At 72.2% G+C, this 15,170-nt stretch carries 13 protein-coding genes and 1 riboswitch; of the genes, 7 read left to right on the forward strand and 6 right to left on the reverse strand.

The genetic code is table 11. The features are described from left to right. Nucleotides 1-115 precede the first annotated feature (115 nt). On the reverse strand, nucleotides 116-1,087 hold the full coding sequence (locus SM757_RS30150) for a LysR substrate-binding domain-containing protein (RefSeq protein WP_066330890.1): 972 nt from the start codon (nucleotides 1,085-1,087) through the stop codon (nucleotides 116-118). Between the two features lie 94 nt (nucleotides 1,088-1,181). Here SM757_RS30150 and SM757_RS30155 point away from each other — a divergent pair, with 94 nt between their 5' ends. Together SM757_RS30155 and SM757_RS30160 are read left to right on the forward strand one after the other, a co-directional pair. After that, nucleotides 1,182-1,562, forward strand: coding sequence for a DUF2917 domain-containing protein (locus SM757_RS30155; RefSeq protein WP_322468169.1), 381 nt, complete (start codon nucleotides 1,182-1,184; stop codon nucleotides 1,560-1,562). A gap of 121 nt (nucleotides 1,563-1,683) precedes the next feature. Continuing rightward, nucleotides 1,684-2,280 (forward strand): 5-formyltetrahydrofolate cyclo-ligase, encoded by a 597-nt coding sequence (locus SM757_RS30160; protein WP_066330894.1) that lies wholly within the window; start codon nucleotides 1,684-1,686, stop codon nucleotides 2,278-2,280. Between the two features lie 102 nt (nucleotides 2,281-2,382). Here SM757_RS30160 and SM757_RS30165 read toward each other — a convergent pair whose 3' ends face one another. The 5 genes from SM757_RS30165 to tagH form a co-directional block, all read right to left on the reverse strand. Beyond that, on the reverse strand, nucleotides 2,383-2,973 hold the full coding sequence (locus SM757_RS30165; protein WP_322468170.1) for an OmpW/AlkL family protein: 591 nt from the start codon (nucleotides 2,971-2,973) through the stop codon (nucleotides 2,383-2,385). 166 nt (nucleotides 2,974-3,139) lie between these two features. Beyond that, nucleotides 3,140-3,991: a methylenetetrahydrofolate reductase [NAD(P)H] gene (gene metF / locus SM757_RS30170; protein ID WP_322468171.1), complete on the reverse strand. Its 852-nt coding sequence runs from the start codon at nucleotides 3,989-3,991 to the stop codon at nucleotides 3,140-3,142. Then, on the reverse strand, nucleotides 3,988-4,761 hold the full coding sequence (locus SM757_RS30175) for a TlyA family RNA methyltransferase (RefSeq protein WP_322468172.1): 774 nt from the start codon (nucleotides 4,759-4,761) through the stop codon (nucleotides 3,988-3,990). The genes metF and SM757_RS30175 overlap by 4 nt, the downstream gene beginning before the upstream one ends. Before the next feature lie 52 nt (nucleotides 4,762-4,813). Then, complete coding sequence (ahcY, locus tag SM757_RS30180) at nucleotides 4,814-6,244, reverse strand: adenosylhomocysteinase (RefSeq protein WP_322468173.1); 1,431 nt, start codon at nucleotides 6,242-6,244, stop codon at nucleotides 4,814-4,816. 70 nt (nucleotides 6,245-6,314) lie between these two features. Next, a riboswitch (S-adenosyl-L-homocysteine riboswitch) is annotated at nucleotides 6,315-6,405 on the reverse strand. Between the two features lie 43 nt (nucleotides 6,406-6,448). Next, nucleotides 6,449-7,576 carry a type VI secretion system-associated FHA domain protein TagH gene (tagH, locus tag SM757_RS30185; protein ID WP_322468174.1) on the reverse strand — a complete coding sequence of 376 codons (1,128 nt, stop codon included), beginning with the start codon at nucleotides 7,574-7,576 and terminating at the stop codon, nucleotides 6,449-6,451. Nucleotides 7,577-7,806: 230 nt separating this feature from the next. Here tagH and SM757_RS30190 point away from each other — a divergent pair, with 230 nt between their 5' ends. From SM757_RS30190 to tssM, 5 genes are all read left to right on the forward strand, one after another. After that, complete coding sequence (locus tag SM757_RS30190; protein WP_066330907.1) at nucleotides 7,807-8,691, forward strand: FecR family protein; 885 nt, start codon at nucleotides 7,807-7,809, stop codon at nucleotides 8,689-8,691. Further along, nucleotides 8,688-9,560: a Tll0287-like domain-containing protein gene (locus SM757_RS30195; protein WP_066330909.1), complete on the forward strand. Its 873-nt coding sequence runs from the start codon at nucleotides 8,688-8,690 to the stop codon at nucleotides 9,558-9,560. The genes SM757_RS30190 and SM757_RS30195 overlap by 4 nt, the downstream gene beginning before the upstream one ends. Before the next feature lie 31 nt (nucleotides 9,561-9,591). After that, nucleotides 9,592-11,025 carry a serine/threonine-protein kinase gene (locus SM757_RS30200; protein WP_322468175.1) on the forward strand — a complete coding sequence of 478 codons (1,434 nt, stop codon included), beginning with the start codon at nucleotides 9,592-9,594 and terminating at the stop codon, nucleotides 11,023-11,025. A 26-nt stretch (nucleotides 11,026-11,051) separates the two neighbouring features. Then, a complete protein-coding gene (gene icmH / locus SM757_RS30205) occupies nucleotides 11,052-12,797 on the forward strand; it encodes a type IVB secretion system protein IcmH/DotU (protein WP_322468176.1) in 1,746 nt (581 codons plus the stop codon). Between the two features lie 45 nt (nucleotides 12,798-12,842). Further along, on the forward strand, nucleotides 12,843-15,170 hold a 2,328-nt coding region (tssM, locus tag SM757_RS30210; RefSeq protein ID WP_322468177.1), incomplete at its 3' end, for a type VI secretion system membrane subunit TssM.

The raw sequence follows: 15,170 nt of genomic DNA on the forward strand, positions 1-15,170 counted from the left end.
GCGCGCCCGGTCCAAGCGTGCAAAAAATGCCCTGCCGCCGTGCACGGCATAGCAGGCTCAATTCCCGCTCGAAAACATCGCCTTGGCGTGAAAAGCGGCCGGTGCGCGCAGTGCCTCAGGCCGCCGGCGCGGCGTCCTCGCCCAGCGCCAGGCACGAGGCCGCGGCCTGCGCCAGCAGCCACTGCTGCAGTTGCGCCAGCTCCGGGCGCGGCCGCGTGGCGCGCCCGGTGATGAGCCAGTAGGCATAGGGCGAGTGCGCACGCGCGGCCGCGCCGAAGGGCTCCACCAGCTCGCCGCGGGCAAGCGACTCGTGCACCAGCGCCAGCCGCGCCAGCGCCACGCCCTGGCCGGCCAGCGCGGCCTGCACCTGCTGGTAAGTGAAGTTCAGGTAGATCCAGCGCGCGGGCTCCAGCCGCGGCACGCCCTGCTGGCGCAGCCAGTGGCGCCAGCTCAGGTACTCGGCGGAGGGGCGGTTGTCGTCCTCCTCCAGCAGGGTGTGCCGCGCCAGGTCGGCGGGCGACTCCAGCGGCGGCGCCAGGCCCGCGCGCGATTGGGCCAGGTAGCCGGCGTTGACCACGGGCGTGAGCCGCTCGCCGAAGAGGCGCTGCGAGTCCGGCGGCACGGCGCTGGGCAGGGTGTAGCGCAGCACGAGGTCGACCTCGGGGTCGTCGAGGTCGGCCATGTTGTCGGTGGCGCTGACGCGGATGTCGATGTCGGGGTGCTGGCGCTGGAAGGCTTCCAGCCGCGGCAGCAGCCACAGCGAGGCCAGCGACGCGAAGGTGGAGATGCTCACCTGGCGCCGCCCGCGTGCCAGGCGGATCTGGCGCACCGTGGCGTCCAGCCGCTCCAGCATGGGCAGCACGGCGCGCTGCAGCGTGGCGCCGGCGGTGGTGAGCTCCACGTGGCGCGTGCCGCGCGTGAAGAGCTGTGCGCCCACCTCCTCTTCCAGCGCCTGGATCTGGCGGCTCACGGCCGACTGCGTGAGGTGCAGCTCCTGCGCCGCGGCGCGAAAGCTCAGCAGCCGCGCCACGGCCTCGAAGCTGCGCAGCGCGCCGACGGAGAGCGGGCGGTGGGGCACTCTATTCATGATCAGGGCGCATCAATCAAGGCTTGTGAAGTCATTGGACCGGCAGGGGGCATCGCCACGATAGTAGAGCTGTGACGGACGCCAGGAGGCCCACATGAAGACGCAGATTTTGATGCCTGAAACGCAACGCTCGCAAGGCGCCGCCGCGCCGGTGTGGACGCTGTCGCGCCGGCAGGCGCGGCGTCTGGCGGCCACGCGCCACCGCCGTTTCCTGCGCGTGCTGGAGGGCGAGTTGTGGGTCACGCCCAGCGCCGGCGCGCGCAGCGCCAGCGAGGACTTGTGGCTGCGCGCCGGCCAGCGGCTGGAGTTGCCCGCTGGGGTGGAGTTCGTGGCCGAGGGCTGGCGCGACAGCCGCTTCGAGCTGCTGCTGGCGCCGGGGCCGGTGGCCGCGTGGAGCGCACAGTGGCTGCGGCCGCTGCTGTCGCGCGTGCAGCGCGCCTTGCGCGGACGCGGCGCGCCGCTGGCTGCGGGCTGAGGGTGCCGGCGGCGGCCCGTGGCGGGCCATGCTGGGGCTGCTTGCCGGGGCACAAGTCCAGCGCAATGCGCTGCCGGCACAATGGGGGCCTTTCCCTCACTGCGCTTTTGCCCTTGCCGCCATGACGACACCTTCGTCCCTGCCGCTGGACTTTTCGCGAGACAAGACCCTGCTGCGCCGCCAGTTGCAAGCCGAGCGCCAGTCGCTGGTGGACCGGCTGCAGCGCGCGCAATACCTGCAGCAGGTGCTGCGCGTGTGGCTGTGCACCCGCAAGGAAACGGCCATCGGCGCGTACTGGCCCATCAAGGGCGAGTTCGACGCGCTGCCCGCGCTCTACCGCTGGAGCGAGGCCGAGCCGGGCCGCCGCATCGGCCTGCCGGTGATTGACCGCGAAACCAAGCAGCTGCGCTTTCACGTGTGGTGGCCCGGCTGTCCCATGGAGGAGGATGCGTTCGGCATCCCCAAGCCCAAGGACACCGAGAGCTTCCAGCCCGAGATGCTGCTGGTGCCCTGCGTGGGTTATGGGCCGGGCGGGCTGCGGCTGGGCTACGGCGGCGGCTTCTACGACCGCACGCTCGCTGCGCTGCAGCCGCGCCCCTACACTGTGGGCCTGGCCTACACGCACGGCTGGGTGCCGTGGCTCAAGGGCGAGCCGCACGACGTGCCGCTGGACGCCATCCTCAACGAAGAGGGTTTGGCTTGGCAGCAACCTGATTGAAGTTTGGTGCTGGATGCGCCGGCAACGGTAAACGCATCCAGGCCTGGCACCCATGAAAAACGGCGGCCCGCGGGCCGCCGTTCTCTTTGGAGCAGGGACTGCTTAGAAGCGGTAGCCCACGCCGACGCTGAACAGGGTCGGGTCGACCTTCAGCGTGCCGAGGTCCTTGCCACCGGCCGACACGTCGGCGTGGATGTGAGCCTTCTTCACGTCCACGTTGAGCAGCCAGCCGCCTTGCAGCGGGATGTCCACGCCAGCGCCGAAGGCGAAGCCGAAGCTGTTCTTGTCAACGTCCACGCCGGCGGGCAGGTCCAGGTTGGAGAAGCGGGTGTAGTTGATGCCGGCGCCCACGTACGGACGGAAGCCTTGCAGGCCGGTCACGTGGTACTGCAGGCTCAGGGTCGGCGGCAGGTGCTTCAGGGTGCCGATGTTGGTGCCCTTGGAGCGCAGGTCGTGCTTCTGCGGGTACGTCAGGACCAGCTCGGCAGCCAGGTTGGGCGTGAAGAAGTAGCTGATGTCAACTTCGGGAAAGGTCTTGTTGTTGATGCTCAGGTCCAGGCCCGTGGTGTCCTTGTTGCGCGAATCCAGATGCAGCGCACGGCCGCGCACGATCCAATCACCGGTGTCCTGGGCTTGGGCCAGGGGGGCGGCCAGGGCGGCCAGGGCGGCGATGGCGATCAGGTGCTTTTTCATGTCCTCTTCTCCTCGATACGGGGTTAAAGCCGTGTGGCAGAAGGGGATTAAAGGCGCCGGCCCTGGCCAGTGAATTGAGCTGAAGCAATGTCAATCAGGGTTGTTGCGGACTCGCCACGTCCGCAAGGCCCAACCCTGAAAGCTGATCTGAATCAAATTGGCCGGCTCAGCGGCCCAGGCGGCGGCACAGTTCCAGCACCGCGGCGGACTGGTTCATGGTGTAGAAGTGCAGCGCAGGCACGCCCTGGGCCAGCAGCTTCTCGCACAGCGCCGTGATCACGTCCAGGCCGAATGCCTTGATGGAGGCCGTGTCGTCGCCGAAGGACTCCAGCCGCAGCCGCATCCAGCGCGGCACCTCGGTGCCGCAGGCGTCGGCAAAGCGCAGGATGCCCGACGCATTGGTGATGGGCATGATGCCCGGCACGATGGGAATGTTGACGTTCAGTGCGCGCGCATCGTCCACGAAGCGGAAGTAGGCGTCGGCGTTGAAGAACATCTGCGTGATGGCCGAGCTGGCGCCGGCCTCGACCTTGGTGGCGAAGGCCAGCAGGTCGGCCCGCGGCGAGCGCGCCTGCGGATGCATCTCGGGATAGGCGCCGACTTCAATGGTGAAGTGCGAGCCCGTCTCCTCGCGGATGAAGCGCACCAGGTCGCTGGCGTAGCGGAACTCGCCCAGGGCGCCCGCGCCGAAGCCGCTGGGCAGGTCGCCGCGCAGCGCCACGATGCGGCGAATGCCCGCGGCCTTGAACACGGCCAGTTGCTCGCGTATCGAGTCGCGGCTGGCGCCTATGCACGAGAAGTGCGGCGCGCCCTCGTGGCCCTCGGCCAGGATGGACTGCACCGTCTGCAGCGTGCCGCTTTGCGTGGAGCCGCCGGCCCCATAGGTCACGGAGCAAAACTCCGGCTTGAGCGCGTAGAGCTGCTCGCGCGCGGCCGCGAGCTTGGTCACGCCCTCGGGCGTCTTGGGCGGAAAGAACTCCAGGCTGAGCGGGAAGTCCCGCGCCATGGCTTGAGTCATGTGTCGTCTCCCTGGCGTGCGGGCCGCGCCCACACGAAGAATTCACGGTTGCCGTCGCCGCCGGTCACGGGGCTGTCCAGCCAGCCCTGCACGTGCAGCGCGCACTCGGCGCAAGCGTCGCGCAGGCGCTGCTCCACGCGGGCGTAGGCGGCGGCGTCCTTCACGAGGCCGCCCTTGCCGATGTCCGCCGGCTGCAGCTCGAACTGCGGTTTGACAAGCATCAACAGGTCGCCCCGCGGCGCCAGCAGCGGCGCCAGGGCCGGCAGCACCAGCGTCAGCGAGATGAAGGACAGGTCACCGGTGACGAAGCCAAAGCCGCCGGCCGGCATGGCCTGGCCCAACTGTTGCGGCAACAACTGGCGGGCGTTGAGGCCTTCAAAGGCGTGCACGCGCGGATCGTCGCGCAGGCTGGGGTGCAGCTGGCCATGGCCCACGTCCACGCCCACCACGCGCTGCACGCCCTGCGCCAGCAGCACGTGCGTGAAACCGCCGGTGCTCTGGCCCACGTCCAGCGCGGTGCGGCCCGCGAGGTCCAGCCCGGTGGCGCTCAGCGCGCCTTCGAGCTTCAGGCCGCCGCGCGACACCCAGCGCAGCTCGGCGTCGTCGGCCACCTGCAGCTCGCAGCCGGCGGGCAGCTCGTCGCCCGCCTTTTTCGGCACGCTCCAGCCCGTGGGCGAGAGCCAGCGCACGGCGCCGCGCTGTATCAGGCGCTGCGCCGCCGAGCGGCTGGGCGCCAGGCCGCGCTGCACCAGCAGCTGGTCCACTCGCATGGGCAACTTCCTTCCTTGCAGGCGGCCGGCGCAGCGCTTGCCGCTTTCCCTGTCAGTAGCGGTAGGTGTCGGGCTTGTACGGGCCCTGCTTGGGCACGCCGATGTACGCGGCCTGCTCGTCGCTCAGCTCGGTGAGCATGGCGCCGACCTTCTTCAGGTGCAGCCGGGCCACCTTCTCGTCCAGGTGCTTGGGCAGCACGTACACCTTGCCCACGTCGTAGGCGTCGCTGTGCGTGAACAGCTCGATCTGGGCGATGGTCTGGTTGGCGAAGGAGGAGCTCATCACGAAGCTGGGGTGGCCGGTGGCGCAGCCCAGGTTCACCAGGCGGCCCTTGGCCAGCAGGATGATGCGCTTGCCGTCCGGGAACACCACGTGGTCCACCTGGGGCTTGATCTCCTCCCACTTGCACTGCTGCTCCAGCTTGGCGACCTGGATCTCGTTGTCGAAGTGGCCGATGTTGCAGACGATGGCCTGGTCCTTCATGGCGGCCATGTGCTCGAAGGTGATGACGTCGCGGTTGCCGGTGGTGGTGACGAAGATGTCGCCCTTGTCGGCGGCCCACTCCATGGTCACGACCTTGAAGCCTTCCATCGCGGCCTGCAGCGCGTTGATGGGGTCGATCTCGGTCACCCACACCTGGGCGCTGAGCGCGCGCAGGGCCTGGGCGGAGCCCTTGCCCACGTCGCCGTAGCCGCACACCACGGCCACCTTGCCGGCGATCATCACGTCGGTGGCGCGCTTGATGCCGTCCACCAGCGACTCGCGGCAGCCGTAGAGGTTGTCGAACTTGCTCTTGGTGACGGAGTCGTTGACGTTGATGGCGCGGAACAGCAGCGTGCCCTTGGCGCTCATTTCCTTGAGGCGGTGCACGCCGGTGGTGGTCTCCTCGGTCACGCCGACGATTTGGGCGGACTTGCGCGAGTACCAGGTGCTGTCCTCGGCCAGCTTGGCCTTGATGGCGCTGAAGAGCTCGCGCTCTTCCTCGGAGGTCGGGTTGGCGATGAGGCTGGCGTCCTTCTCGGCGCGCTTGCCCAGGTGCATGAGCAGCGTGGCGTCGCCGCCGTCGTCCAGGATCATGTTGGGGCCTTCGCCCTCGCTGCCCTTGGCGCCGAACTCGAAGATGCGGTGCGTGTAGTCCCAGTAGTCCTTGAGCGTCTCGCCCTTGTAGGCGAACACCGGGGTGCCGGTGGCCACCAGCGCGGCGGCGGCGTGGTCCTGGGTGGAGAAGATGTTGCACGAGGCCCAGCGCACTTCGGCGCCCAGCGCCTGCAGCGTCTCCACCAGCACGGCGGTCTGGATGGTCATGTGCAGGCTGCCGGTGATGCGCGCGCCCTTGAGCGGCTGCTGCGCGGCGAACTCCTCGCGGATGGCCATCAGGCCGGGCATCTCGGTTTCCGCGATGCGGATTTCCTTGCGGCCCCAGTCGGCCAGGGAGGCGTCAGCGATGACGTAGTCTTGAGCGGGCTTGAGAACGGCGTTCATGGAGGCTCCAGTGCAGAGCCCGCAACGCACGCGCATGCCGGGAGGACGGACTCACCCACGTGCCGAACGTTGCGGGTGAGCGCGGTTGCTTGGGAAAGGCTTCCGAGCCTGGGGCCAGGGTCCTGACGCGGACAGCCGACCTTGCAACGCTCCTCGGAAAGGCGGCCATTGTAGCCACGGGTTTCGCGCCGGTTTGGTGCCGGGTCATTGCGCATCGGCCGCGCGCGAGAGCTTTTCACGCTGTGCCTCGTAGGCTTCCACGAAGGCGCGCGCCGAGAAGGGGTCGGACTGTTCCTGCAGTTGCGCCTGCGCCTGGGCATGCAGCGCGCAGTAGCGCTCCCACAGCTGCGCCTTGCGCCACACGTCCAGCGGCGCGCCCCAGCCGCCGCGCCCGGGGCGCTGCGGCTCCAGGGCCTGCGGCGCGAGTTGGGCGAGCTGCGCGTCCAGTGCCGCGCGCGCTCCGGTCAGCAGCGCGATCTCGTGCGTGCGCACGTCCTCGAAGGCCTCGCGCACCGCCGCCAGCGGCGGGATGAAGCCACGGCGCAGCGGGCCCAGCAGGTGCGCCAGCGCGGTGTCCACGTCCGGCGAGAATTTCAGGGCGTTGTTCTCGCGTGCCTGCAGCCGCGTGCCCGCCGCGCCCAGCTCGCGCTTGGCCACGTGGCGCGCGGCCAGCAACTGCAGCAGCCCGCCCAAGGCCTCGTGCAGCAGCCGGCCAACGAGCTGCAGGTCCTGCGCCGTGGGTGCCGGCGGCATGGGCTGCTCCAGCCCGCCATACAGCGCCCCCAGCAGCACCGCCGCGTCGGCTGCGGCAGGTGCGCTCGCCGCGGCGGGCTGGGGGGACGTGCCGGGCGCGGGCCCGGAAGGCGTGCCGGCCGCAGGCGCCCGCATGGGTGCGGACGCATCCATATCGGGCGGCGCGGCAGCACCCAGCACCTCGCTGAAGGCGCTTGGGCGGGCGGCGGGCGCTGCAGCGGCAGGGGTGGGCAAGTCCCGGATCGCCGCGGGCGAGGGCGCTTCGGCGGCCTCGGCCTCGGCTTCCAGCAGGTAGGGGCCTATGCGCAGGCTCATGCCTGGAGCCAGGGGCGCTTCGGCTTGCGCGCCCAGGGCCTGGCCGCCGATTTCCACCGCGAGGTTGGCGCCCAGCCGGCGTATGAAAAAGCGGCCCTCGCGCCAGCTCACCTGCGCATGGCGGCGCGACATCAGGCGTTGGGCGTCGGCCAGTACCAGCGTGCAGTCGATGCCGCGTCCGATGTAGCCGCCGGCGGTGTCGAAGCGGGCCACGGTCGGTGCCGGCAGCGGCTGGCCGCCGTGGGAGAGCACTCGGATCAGCATGGTTTGAACCCTCGGGGCCGTGGTGCAACACAAGCGCAACGGGCCATGCTACTGCCGCACCTGGCGGCAGTCGCGGCGCGGCCTCACACCCCCAGGCGGGCCTCCATGGGGTTGGCTCCCCAGGGGGGCTCTTCAGGGTGCCCAAGGTTCAATTGACAGTCCAACAGCCCAGGGTCTTAATTCCCCGGTTCGCTTGCCGCCCCGTTGGAAAGTTGCCGGAGGCCAAAGCCATGTTGCGTGTGCTCATGCTGTTTGCCGCGATCGCGATGCCGCTGGGCACGCGCGCCGCCGACGCGCCCGGGGGCATCACCATCCTCGAAGGCGAGGCGCTGATCTACCGCGGCGCGGGCCGCGTGCGGGCGGCCGAGGGCCTGGCGCTGGCGCCGGGGGACATCGTCGAAACGGCGGCCTCCACCTTCATGCAGCTCGAACTGGCCGACCGCAGCGTGGCCCAACTGGGCCCGGCCACGCGGGCCTTCTTGATGGCGTCGAGTGAGCGCTCGCTGTACGTGCTGCAGGGTTGGGCCAAGGTGCGGCTGCCCACGGCCGAGGGCAAGGCCGTGCCGCTGGCCGTGCGCACGCCGCTGGCCGAGCTGCAATCCGCGCCCTGCACCGTGGTGCTGCACGTGCTGCCCGCAGCGCTGACGCTGTTCGTCGAAGGCGGCCCGGTGCGCGTGGCCGAGCGCGGCGCCGGTGCGGCCCCCGCGCCGCAGTCGCTCAGCGAAGGCGTGCTGTACCAGCGCAAGCCCGGTGCGCGCGGCGAGACGGTGTCGGCGGCCACGTCCGGGCTGCTGCAGGACATGCCGCGCCCTTTCCGCGACTCGCTGCCGCTGCGCGCCGAGCGCTGGCGCGACCAGGCCGTGGCGGCCAAGGCGGCGCCGGATTTCGGCTATGCCGACGTCGAGCCCTGGCTCAAGGCCGAGCCCGCGCTGCGCCGGCCGCTGGTGCAGCGCTGGAAGGCCAAGGCGCGCGAGCCGGCCTTCCGCGCCGCGCTGGTGTCCAACCTGGCGGCCCACCCCGAGTGGGACCCCATCCTCTTTCCCGAGAAGTACCTGCCCAAGCACGCCTCGGCGCCGGCAGGCCCGCGTCGCGCTGACCCCGGAGGCTCACCGTGAAGCTGCTGTTGAAGTTCAACCTGGTGTTCATCCTGATCTTCGCCCTGGGCTTCGCGGCCACGGGCTTCGTGTCCTGGCGGCTGCTGGAGCGCAATGCGCGCGAGGAGATCGCCGGCAGCGCCAAGCTGCTCATGGACACCGCGCTGGCCACGCGCAACTACACCTCCGCGCAGATCGGCCCGCTGCTGGAGACGCAGATGAAGTACAGCTTCCTGCCCCAGTCCATCCCCGCATACTCGGCCACCGAGGTCTTCAACGACCTGCGCAAGAAGCACGACGAGTACGGCTACAAGGAGGCGGTGCTCAACCCCACCAACCCGCGCGACCGCGCCGTGGAGTGGGAGGCCGACATCGTCACGCAGTTCCGCGGCAACGCCGAGGCCACCGAGCTCATAGGCGACCGCGACACGCCCACGGGCCGCTCCTTCTACGTGGCGCGCCCCATACGCATCACCAACCCCGCGTGCCTGCGCTGCCACAGCTCCGTGGAGGTGGCTCCCAAGACGCTGGTGGACCGCTACGGCCCGGCCAACGGCTTCGGCTGGAACCTCAACGAGGTGGTGGGCGCGCAAATCATCTCCGTGCCCACCAAGGTGGCGCTGGACCGCGCGGAGCGGGTCTACACGGTGTTCATGGGGTCGATCGCCGGCGTGTTCCTGGCCATCGGCGTGGTGCTCAACCTGATGCTGTGGGCCATGGTCATTCGCCCGGTGGACCACCTCTCGCGCTTTGCTGACCGCGTGAGCCTCGGTGAGCTGGACATCCCCGACTTCGAGCGCACCGCCAACGACGAGATCGGCGTGCTCGCGCGCTCCATCGCCCGCATGCGCACCAGCATGGTCCAGGCGATGAAGATGCTCGACGGCTGAGGCCGCGCGCGCCGCCGACCGTCCCGCACAAATGGCCATCCCCGAACGCCTGGGCAAGTACCCGATCACGGAAGTGATCGGCCGGGGGGCCATGGGCATCGTCTACCGCGGCTACGACCCGGTGATCAAGCGCCCGGTGGCCATCAAGACCATCCACAAGGAGCTGATCGAGGACGACGACAAGGCGCAGTCGCTGTCCGAGCGCTTTCGCCGCGAGGCGCAGGCCGCGGGCACGCTCAGCCACCCGGGCATCGTCTCGGTGTACGAGTACGGCGAGGACGGCCCCTGGGCCTACATCGCCATGGAGTACGTGCAGGGCCACAGCCTGCGCGAGTACCTGGACCGCCGCACCGACTTCGACGAGCGCGACGTGGCCAGCACCATGGCGCAGCTGCTGGACGCGCTGGAGTACGCGCACAGCCACGAGATCTGGCACCGCGACATCAAGCCCGCCAACATCCTGGTGATGGGCAACGGGCGCATCAAGCTCACCGACTTCGGCATCGCCCGCATCGAGTCCGCCGACCGCACGCGCACCAACATCATCATGGGCACGCCGGGCTACATCGCGCCGGAGTTCTACTTGGGCGGCGTGCTGGACCACCGCGTGGACATCTTCTCCGCCGGCGTGCTGCTGTACCACCTGCTGGCGCGCCAGCCGCCCTTCCGCGGCCGGCTGGAGGCGGTGATGCACGACGTCTGCTACCACGACCCCGAGCCGCCCTCGGCCGTGGACCCGCAGCACCGCTGGCCGCAGTTCGACGCCGTGGTGGCGCGCGCGCTGGCCAAGGCGCCGGCCGAGCGGTTTCAAAGCGCCGCGGCCTTCCGCTGCGCGCTGCTGGCGCAGTACGGCCGCCCGCTGGCCGACACCATCTCCGAGTCCACCATCATTTCCTCGGGTCCGCCGGCGCGGCCGCTGGTGCCGGACACCGCGCACCCGCCCGCGCCGGCCTCGGTGCTGAGCCCGGCGCAGCCCAGCACGCCGCCGCCCACGGGCTGGAGCCCGCCCGTGCTCAAGGACGTGGAGCTGGCCCTGGCCCGCCACGTCGGCCCCGTGGCGCGGGTGCTGGTGCGCCGCGCCGCGCAGCAGCACAAGTCGCTGGGGCCGCTGGCGGCGGCCCTGGCCGAAACCCTGGACAAGCCCGCGGATCGCGAGGTGTTCCTGCGCACGGTGCTGGGCCGCGCCACGGTGCCGGCACCGGCCACCCTGGGCGTGGGCGCCACGATGGGCGGCACGCCCACGCCCACGCCGCTGGCCACGGGCGGGCCCGCGCTCACCCCGGCCGACGTGGAGCACGCCACGCGGGTGCTGACCACCTACATCGGTCCCATCGCCCGCGTCGTGACCAAGCGCGCCGCGGCCCGCGGCGGCAGCCGCCGCGCCTTCCTCGACGAGGTGGCGCGCAGCCTCGACGACGAGGCGCAACGCCAGCGCTTCCTGCGCGAGGCCGCGGCGGGCCACTGAGGCTCGCTTGGGCGAGGGCCGTACGCATGCAACCCGGGCCTCCGACCCCTGCGCCCGCGGCCGACGCGGCGGCTGGTCCGCCCGCGCCCGCGCTGCCGCCGCCCGCTGCGACGGCGGCTGACGAGGCCACGCTGTTCGCGCCGCAACCCGCGGCCGCGCTCGCGGACAACGAGGCGACGCTTTTTGCCGCGGACCTTCAAGCGCCGCCTGCCGCCGCGCCCGCGGACGCAGACGCCACGCTGATCCCCGGCCGCGCCGTGCCTGCCCTCCCGCCGCAGCGTGAACCCGACGTGGAGGACGCGGACCGCACGCTGTTCGCCGCACCCGCGGCATGGGGCGGGCTGCCGCGCATGCCCCAGCCCGGCGCAGGGCCTGCGCCCAAGGAGGCCGATTCGCAATCCACGCAATACGCGCAGCCCACGCAATACGAGCACTACGAGCAATACGCGCAGGCGGACGCCGATGCCGAGGACGCCACGCTGCACATGCCCGCGCCCGGCGGCCTGCGCACGCTGCTGCCGCACCGGCCGGCCGCAGCGCCGGCTGCGCAGGGGCCCCAGCCGCGTGCGCCGCGTGCGGGCGTGGAGCTGCAGCGGCTGGTGGCCGGCGTCAACCCGCTGTTGGGCGCGGCCAGCGTGCTGCTGGCGCTGGTGGCGCGGCTGCGTGCCTCCAGCGCGCATGCCGACCCGGACGGCCTGCGCCGCCAGCTCCTGGCGCACATGGCCGACTTCGAGGCCCAGGCCGCCGTCGCCGGGGTGCCGCGCCCGCGCATCAGCGCCGCGCGCTACCTGCTTTGCAGCTTCCTGGACGAGGTGATCGCCGCCACCCCTTGGGGCCTGGGCACCTGGGAAGCCCGCACGCTGCTGGGCGAATTCCACGAGGAGCGCCTGGGGGGCGACAAGTGCTTCGAGCTGCTGGAGCGCTTGGGCCAGGACCCGGCCGCCAACGCCGACGTGCTGGAGCTGTTCTACGTCTGCCTGGCGCTGGGCTTCGAGGGCCGCTACCGGGGCCAGCCGGATGGGCCGGCGCGGCTGGAGGCCATCGCCGAACGCGTGCTGGCCGAGGTGCGGCCCGCCGCGTTGCAGCCCCCGCGCGAGGCGCGCAGCCTGTCGCTGCGCTGGCAGGGGGTGTCCGCGCCGCTGCAGCCGGGCTTGCGCCTGCCGCCGCTGTGGAGCGTGGCGCTGCTGGCCGCGGCGCTGGTGCTGGCGGCGCTGCTGGGTTTTCAGCTTCGGCTGGCGGCGCAGGCGCAGCCGCTGCTGCGCGAGCTGCATGCGCTGCCCGCGCTGCTGTTGGGCCAGCGTGCGCCGGCCGATGCGGCTGTCGCGGCGGGGCCGGCCCGCTTGGCGCCGCTGCTGCAGGCCGACGTGGCCGCGGGCGCGCTGGCGGTGCGCGACGAGCGGCTGCGCTCGGTGCTCACGCTGCCGGCCGACGCGCTGTTCAAGGGCGGCGGGGCCGAGCTGCAGCCGCACGCGCCGGCGCTGCTGGGCCGCGTGGCGCAGGCGCTGCGCTCCCAGCCCGGGCAGGTCGCCGTCATAGGCCACAGCGACGACGCCCCCGCCGCCTCGCTGCAGTACCCCAGCGCCTGGCACCTCTCGCGCGCCCGCGCGCAGGCGGTGCTGGACGAGCTCGCACGCCAGGGCGTCGACGCGCAGCGCCTGCATGCCGAGGGCCGCGCCGACGCCGAGCCCATCGCGGGCGGGCGCTCCGCCCAGGACCGTGCGCGCAACCGGCGCGTCGAGATCGAGCTGCGGCTGCCACGGCCTCAGGAGTGACATGGCGACGCAGGCGTTTCGTCGTTCAGCGCCGGGGGCCGGGCCATGACCCGGCCTGCGCTGCCCTGGCTGCGCCCGCTGCTGCAGGCCGCCGGCGTGCTCGCCGCGGGCGCGCTCATCTGGTGGGTGGGCCCGCTGGTGGCCGTGGCCGGCGTGGTGCCCCTGGCCGGCGAGGCGGCGCGCGGTGCGGCGCTGGCGGCGCTGCTGGCGCTGAGCCTGGCGCTGGCAGGCGGCAAGGCGCTCAAGTCCCGCCGCAACAACGCCAGGCTGCTCGACGGCCTGGTGGCGCAGGAGGAGCCGGCGGCGCCCACGGCCGAAGTCGAGCTGCTTGGGCAGCGCTTCAAGGAGGCGGCGGCCCAACTGCGCCGCGCGCGCTTGGGCGGGCGCGGCGCCTGGCGCCGGCTGCTGTCGCCGGGTCGCTACCTTTACGAGCTGCCCTGGTACGTGATCATCGGCGCGCCCGGCGCGGGCAAGACCACGGCGCTGGCGAATGCCGGCTTGAACTTCCCGCTGCCGCAGCAGCTCGGCCACGGCCAAGCCCTGCGCGGCGTGGGCGGCACGCGCAACTGCGACTGGTGGTTCACCGACCAGGCCGTGCTCATAGACACCGCCGGCCGCTACACCACGCAGGACAGCCACCAGGCCACGGACCGCGCCGCCTGGCTGGGTTTCCTGGAGCTGCTCAAGCGCCACCGCCCGCGCCGGCCCATCAACGGCGTGCTGCTCACCGTCAGCATCGCCGACCTGTTGGGCGCCGACGCGCAAGCGCGCCACGCTCACGCGCTGGCCCTGCGCGCGCGCATCGCCGAGCTGCGCCAGCGCCTTGGGCTGCGCTTCCCGGTCTACGTGCTGGTGACCAAGACCGACCTGCTGGCCGGCTTCATGGAGTTCTTCGCCGACCTGGACAAGGACGAGCGCGCCCAGGTCTGGGGTTTCACCTTGCCGGCCGAAGGTGGGCCGGCCGATCCGCTGCCGCTCATCGGCAGCGAGCTCGCCGCGCTGGAAAAGCGCCTGGGCGAATACCTGCTGGAGCGGCTGCATGCCGAGGCGGACCGCGAGCGCCGCGCGGCGCTGTTCGCCTTTCCCCAGCAGTGGCGGCTGCTGCACGAGCTGCTGCTGGAGCTGCTGCAGACCACCTTCGCGCCGCAGGATGGGGGCGACGCGGCCGAGAGCGCCGAAGCGGGTGCCGGTGCGGCCGGCACGGTGCCTGTGCCCGCGCTGCTGCGCGGCGTGTACTTCACCAGCGCCACGCAGGAGGGCACGCCCATGGACCGCGCGTTGGGCGGCATCGCGCGCGCGCTTGGGCTGTCGGCGCGGCTGCTGGCGCCGGCGCGGCCGAGCGGGCGCAGCTTCTTCGTCACCCGGCTGTTGCGCGACGTGGTCTTCGCCGAGGCCGGGCTGGCGGGCCTGAACCTGCGCCGCGAGCGCCGCCGCATGGCGCTGCAACTGGGCTTGAGCGGCTTGTGCCTGGCGCTGGCGGCGGGCGTGACGCTGTTGGGCTGGCGCGCCTACCTGGCCAACCGGGACTTGCTGGCCGGCGCCGCGGCGCGGCTGCCCGCGCTGCGCCAGCAGGCGCAGATGGTGCAGGCCACCGCGCCCACGGACCTGGTGGCGCTGCTGCCCGTGCTCGGCGGCGTGGAGCGTTTCGCGCGGGAGGCGGGCGAGGCGGGCCCGCCGGCACAGGCCGTGGCGCAGGCCGGCCCGCAAAGGGGTGCGGAGGCCTTGTGGTCGCTGGGCCTGGACCGGCATGAGCTGCTGGCCACGGCCGCGGGCGACGCCTATGCGCGGCTGCTGCGCGAGGCCTTGCAGCCCCGCATCGCCGCGCGGCTGGAGACGCGGCTGCGCAGCGGCGCGCGCGAGCACGTCGAGCTGGTCTACGAGGCCTTGCGCGCCTACCTGATGCTTTTCGCCGGCCGCAACTTCGACGCCGCGGCGCTGCGCGCCGACCTGGCCTCGGACTGGGAAGCCACGCTGCCCGCTTCCGAGGCCGAGCGCGCCGCGCTGCTGCACCACCTGCAGCGGCTGCTGGCCGGCGGCGAGGTGGGGGCGCCGCAGCGCGCCGACCCGCAGCTCATCGCCCAAGCGCGCGCGCTGGTGGCGGGCGTGCCCGTGGCCGAGCGCGTCTACAACCGGCTGCGCCAGGGCGATGCCGGGGCCGCGCCCTTCAGCATCGCCTCGGTGGCCGGGGCAGGGGCCACGCGGTTCTTCGCCCGCGCCAGCGGGCGGCCGCTGGACGAGGGCGTGCCCGGCTTCTACACGCGGGCGGTCTACCCGCAGCGCCTGCGCGAGCGCACGCAGGAGGTGCTGCGCCAGCTCGACCGCGAGCGCGCCTGGGTGCTGGGCTCGGCCGGCGCCCGCGCCATGCCCATCGCG

The sequence above is a fragment of the Azohydromonas lata genome, from assembly GCF_034427735.1.
GTDB classification, from domain to species: domain Bacteria; phylum Pseudomonadota; class Gammaproteobacteria; order Burkholderiales; family Burkholderiaceae_C; genus Azohydromonas; species Azohydromonas lata.

Coding starts and splice junctions, on each gene's coding strand:
- icmH (WP_322468176.1), top strand. CDS start 11,052: ATGCAACCCGGGCCTCCGACCCCTGCGCCCGCGGCCGACGCGGCGGCT.
- SM757_RS30150 (WP_066330890.1), bottom strand. CDS start 1,087: ATGAATAGAGTGCCCCACCGCCCGCTCTCCGTCGGCGCGCTGCGCAGC.
- ahcY (WP_322468173.1), bottom strand. CDS start 6,244: ATGAACGCCGTTCTCAAGCCCGCTCAAGACTACGTCATCGCTGACGCC.
- SM757_RS30165 (WP_322468170.1), bottom strand. CDS start 2,973: ATGAAAAAGCACCTGATCGCCATCGCCGCCCTGGCCGCCCTGGCCGCC.
- SM757_RS30190 (WP_066330907.1), top strand. CDS start 7,807: ATGTTGCGTGTGCTCATGCTGTTTGCCGCGATCGCGATGCCGCTGGGC.
- SM757_RS30200 (WP_322468175.1), top strand. CDS start 9,592: ATGGCCATCCCCGAACGCCTGGGCAAGTACCCGATCACGGAAGTGATC.
- tagH (WP_322468174.1), bottom strand. CDS start 7,576: ATGCTGATCCGAGTGCTCTCCCACGGCGGCCAGCCGCTGCCGGCACCG.
- SM757_RS30175 (WP_322468172.1), bottom strand. CDS start 4,761: ATGCGAGTGGACCAGCTGCTGGTGCAGCGCGGCCTGGCGCCCAGCCGC.
- SM757_RS30155 (WP_322468169.1), top strand. CDS start 1,182: ATGAAGACGCAGATTTTGATGCCTGAAACGCAACGCTCGCAAGGCGCC.
- SM757_RS30160 (WP_066330894.1), top strand. CDS start 1,684: ATGACGACACCTTCGTCCCTGCCGCTGGACTTTTCGCGAGACAAGACC.
- metF (WP_322468171.1), bottom strand. CDS start 3,991: ATGACTCAAGCCATGGCGCGGGACTTCCCGCTCAGCCTGGAGTTCTTT.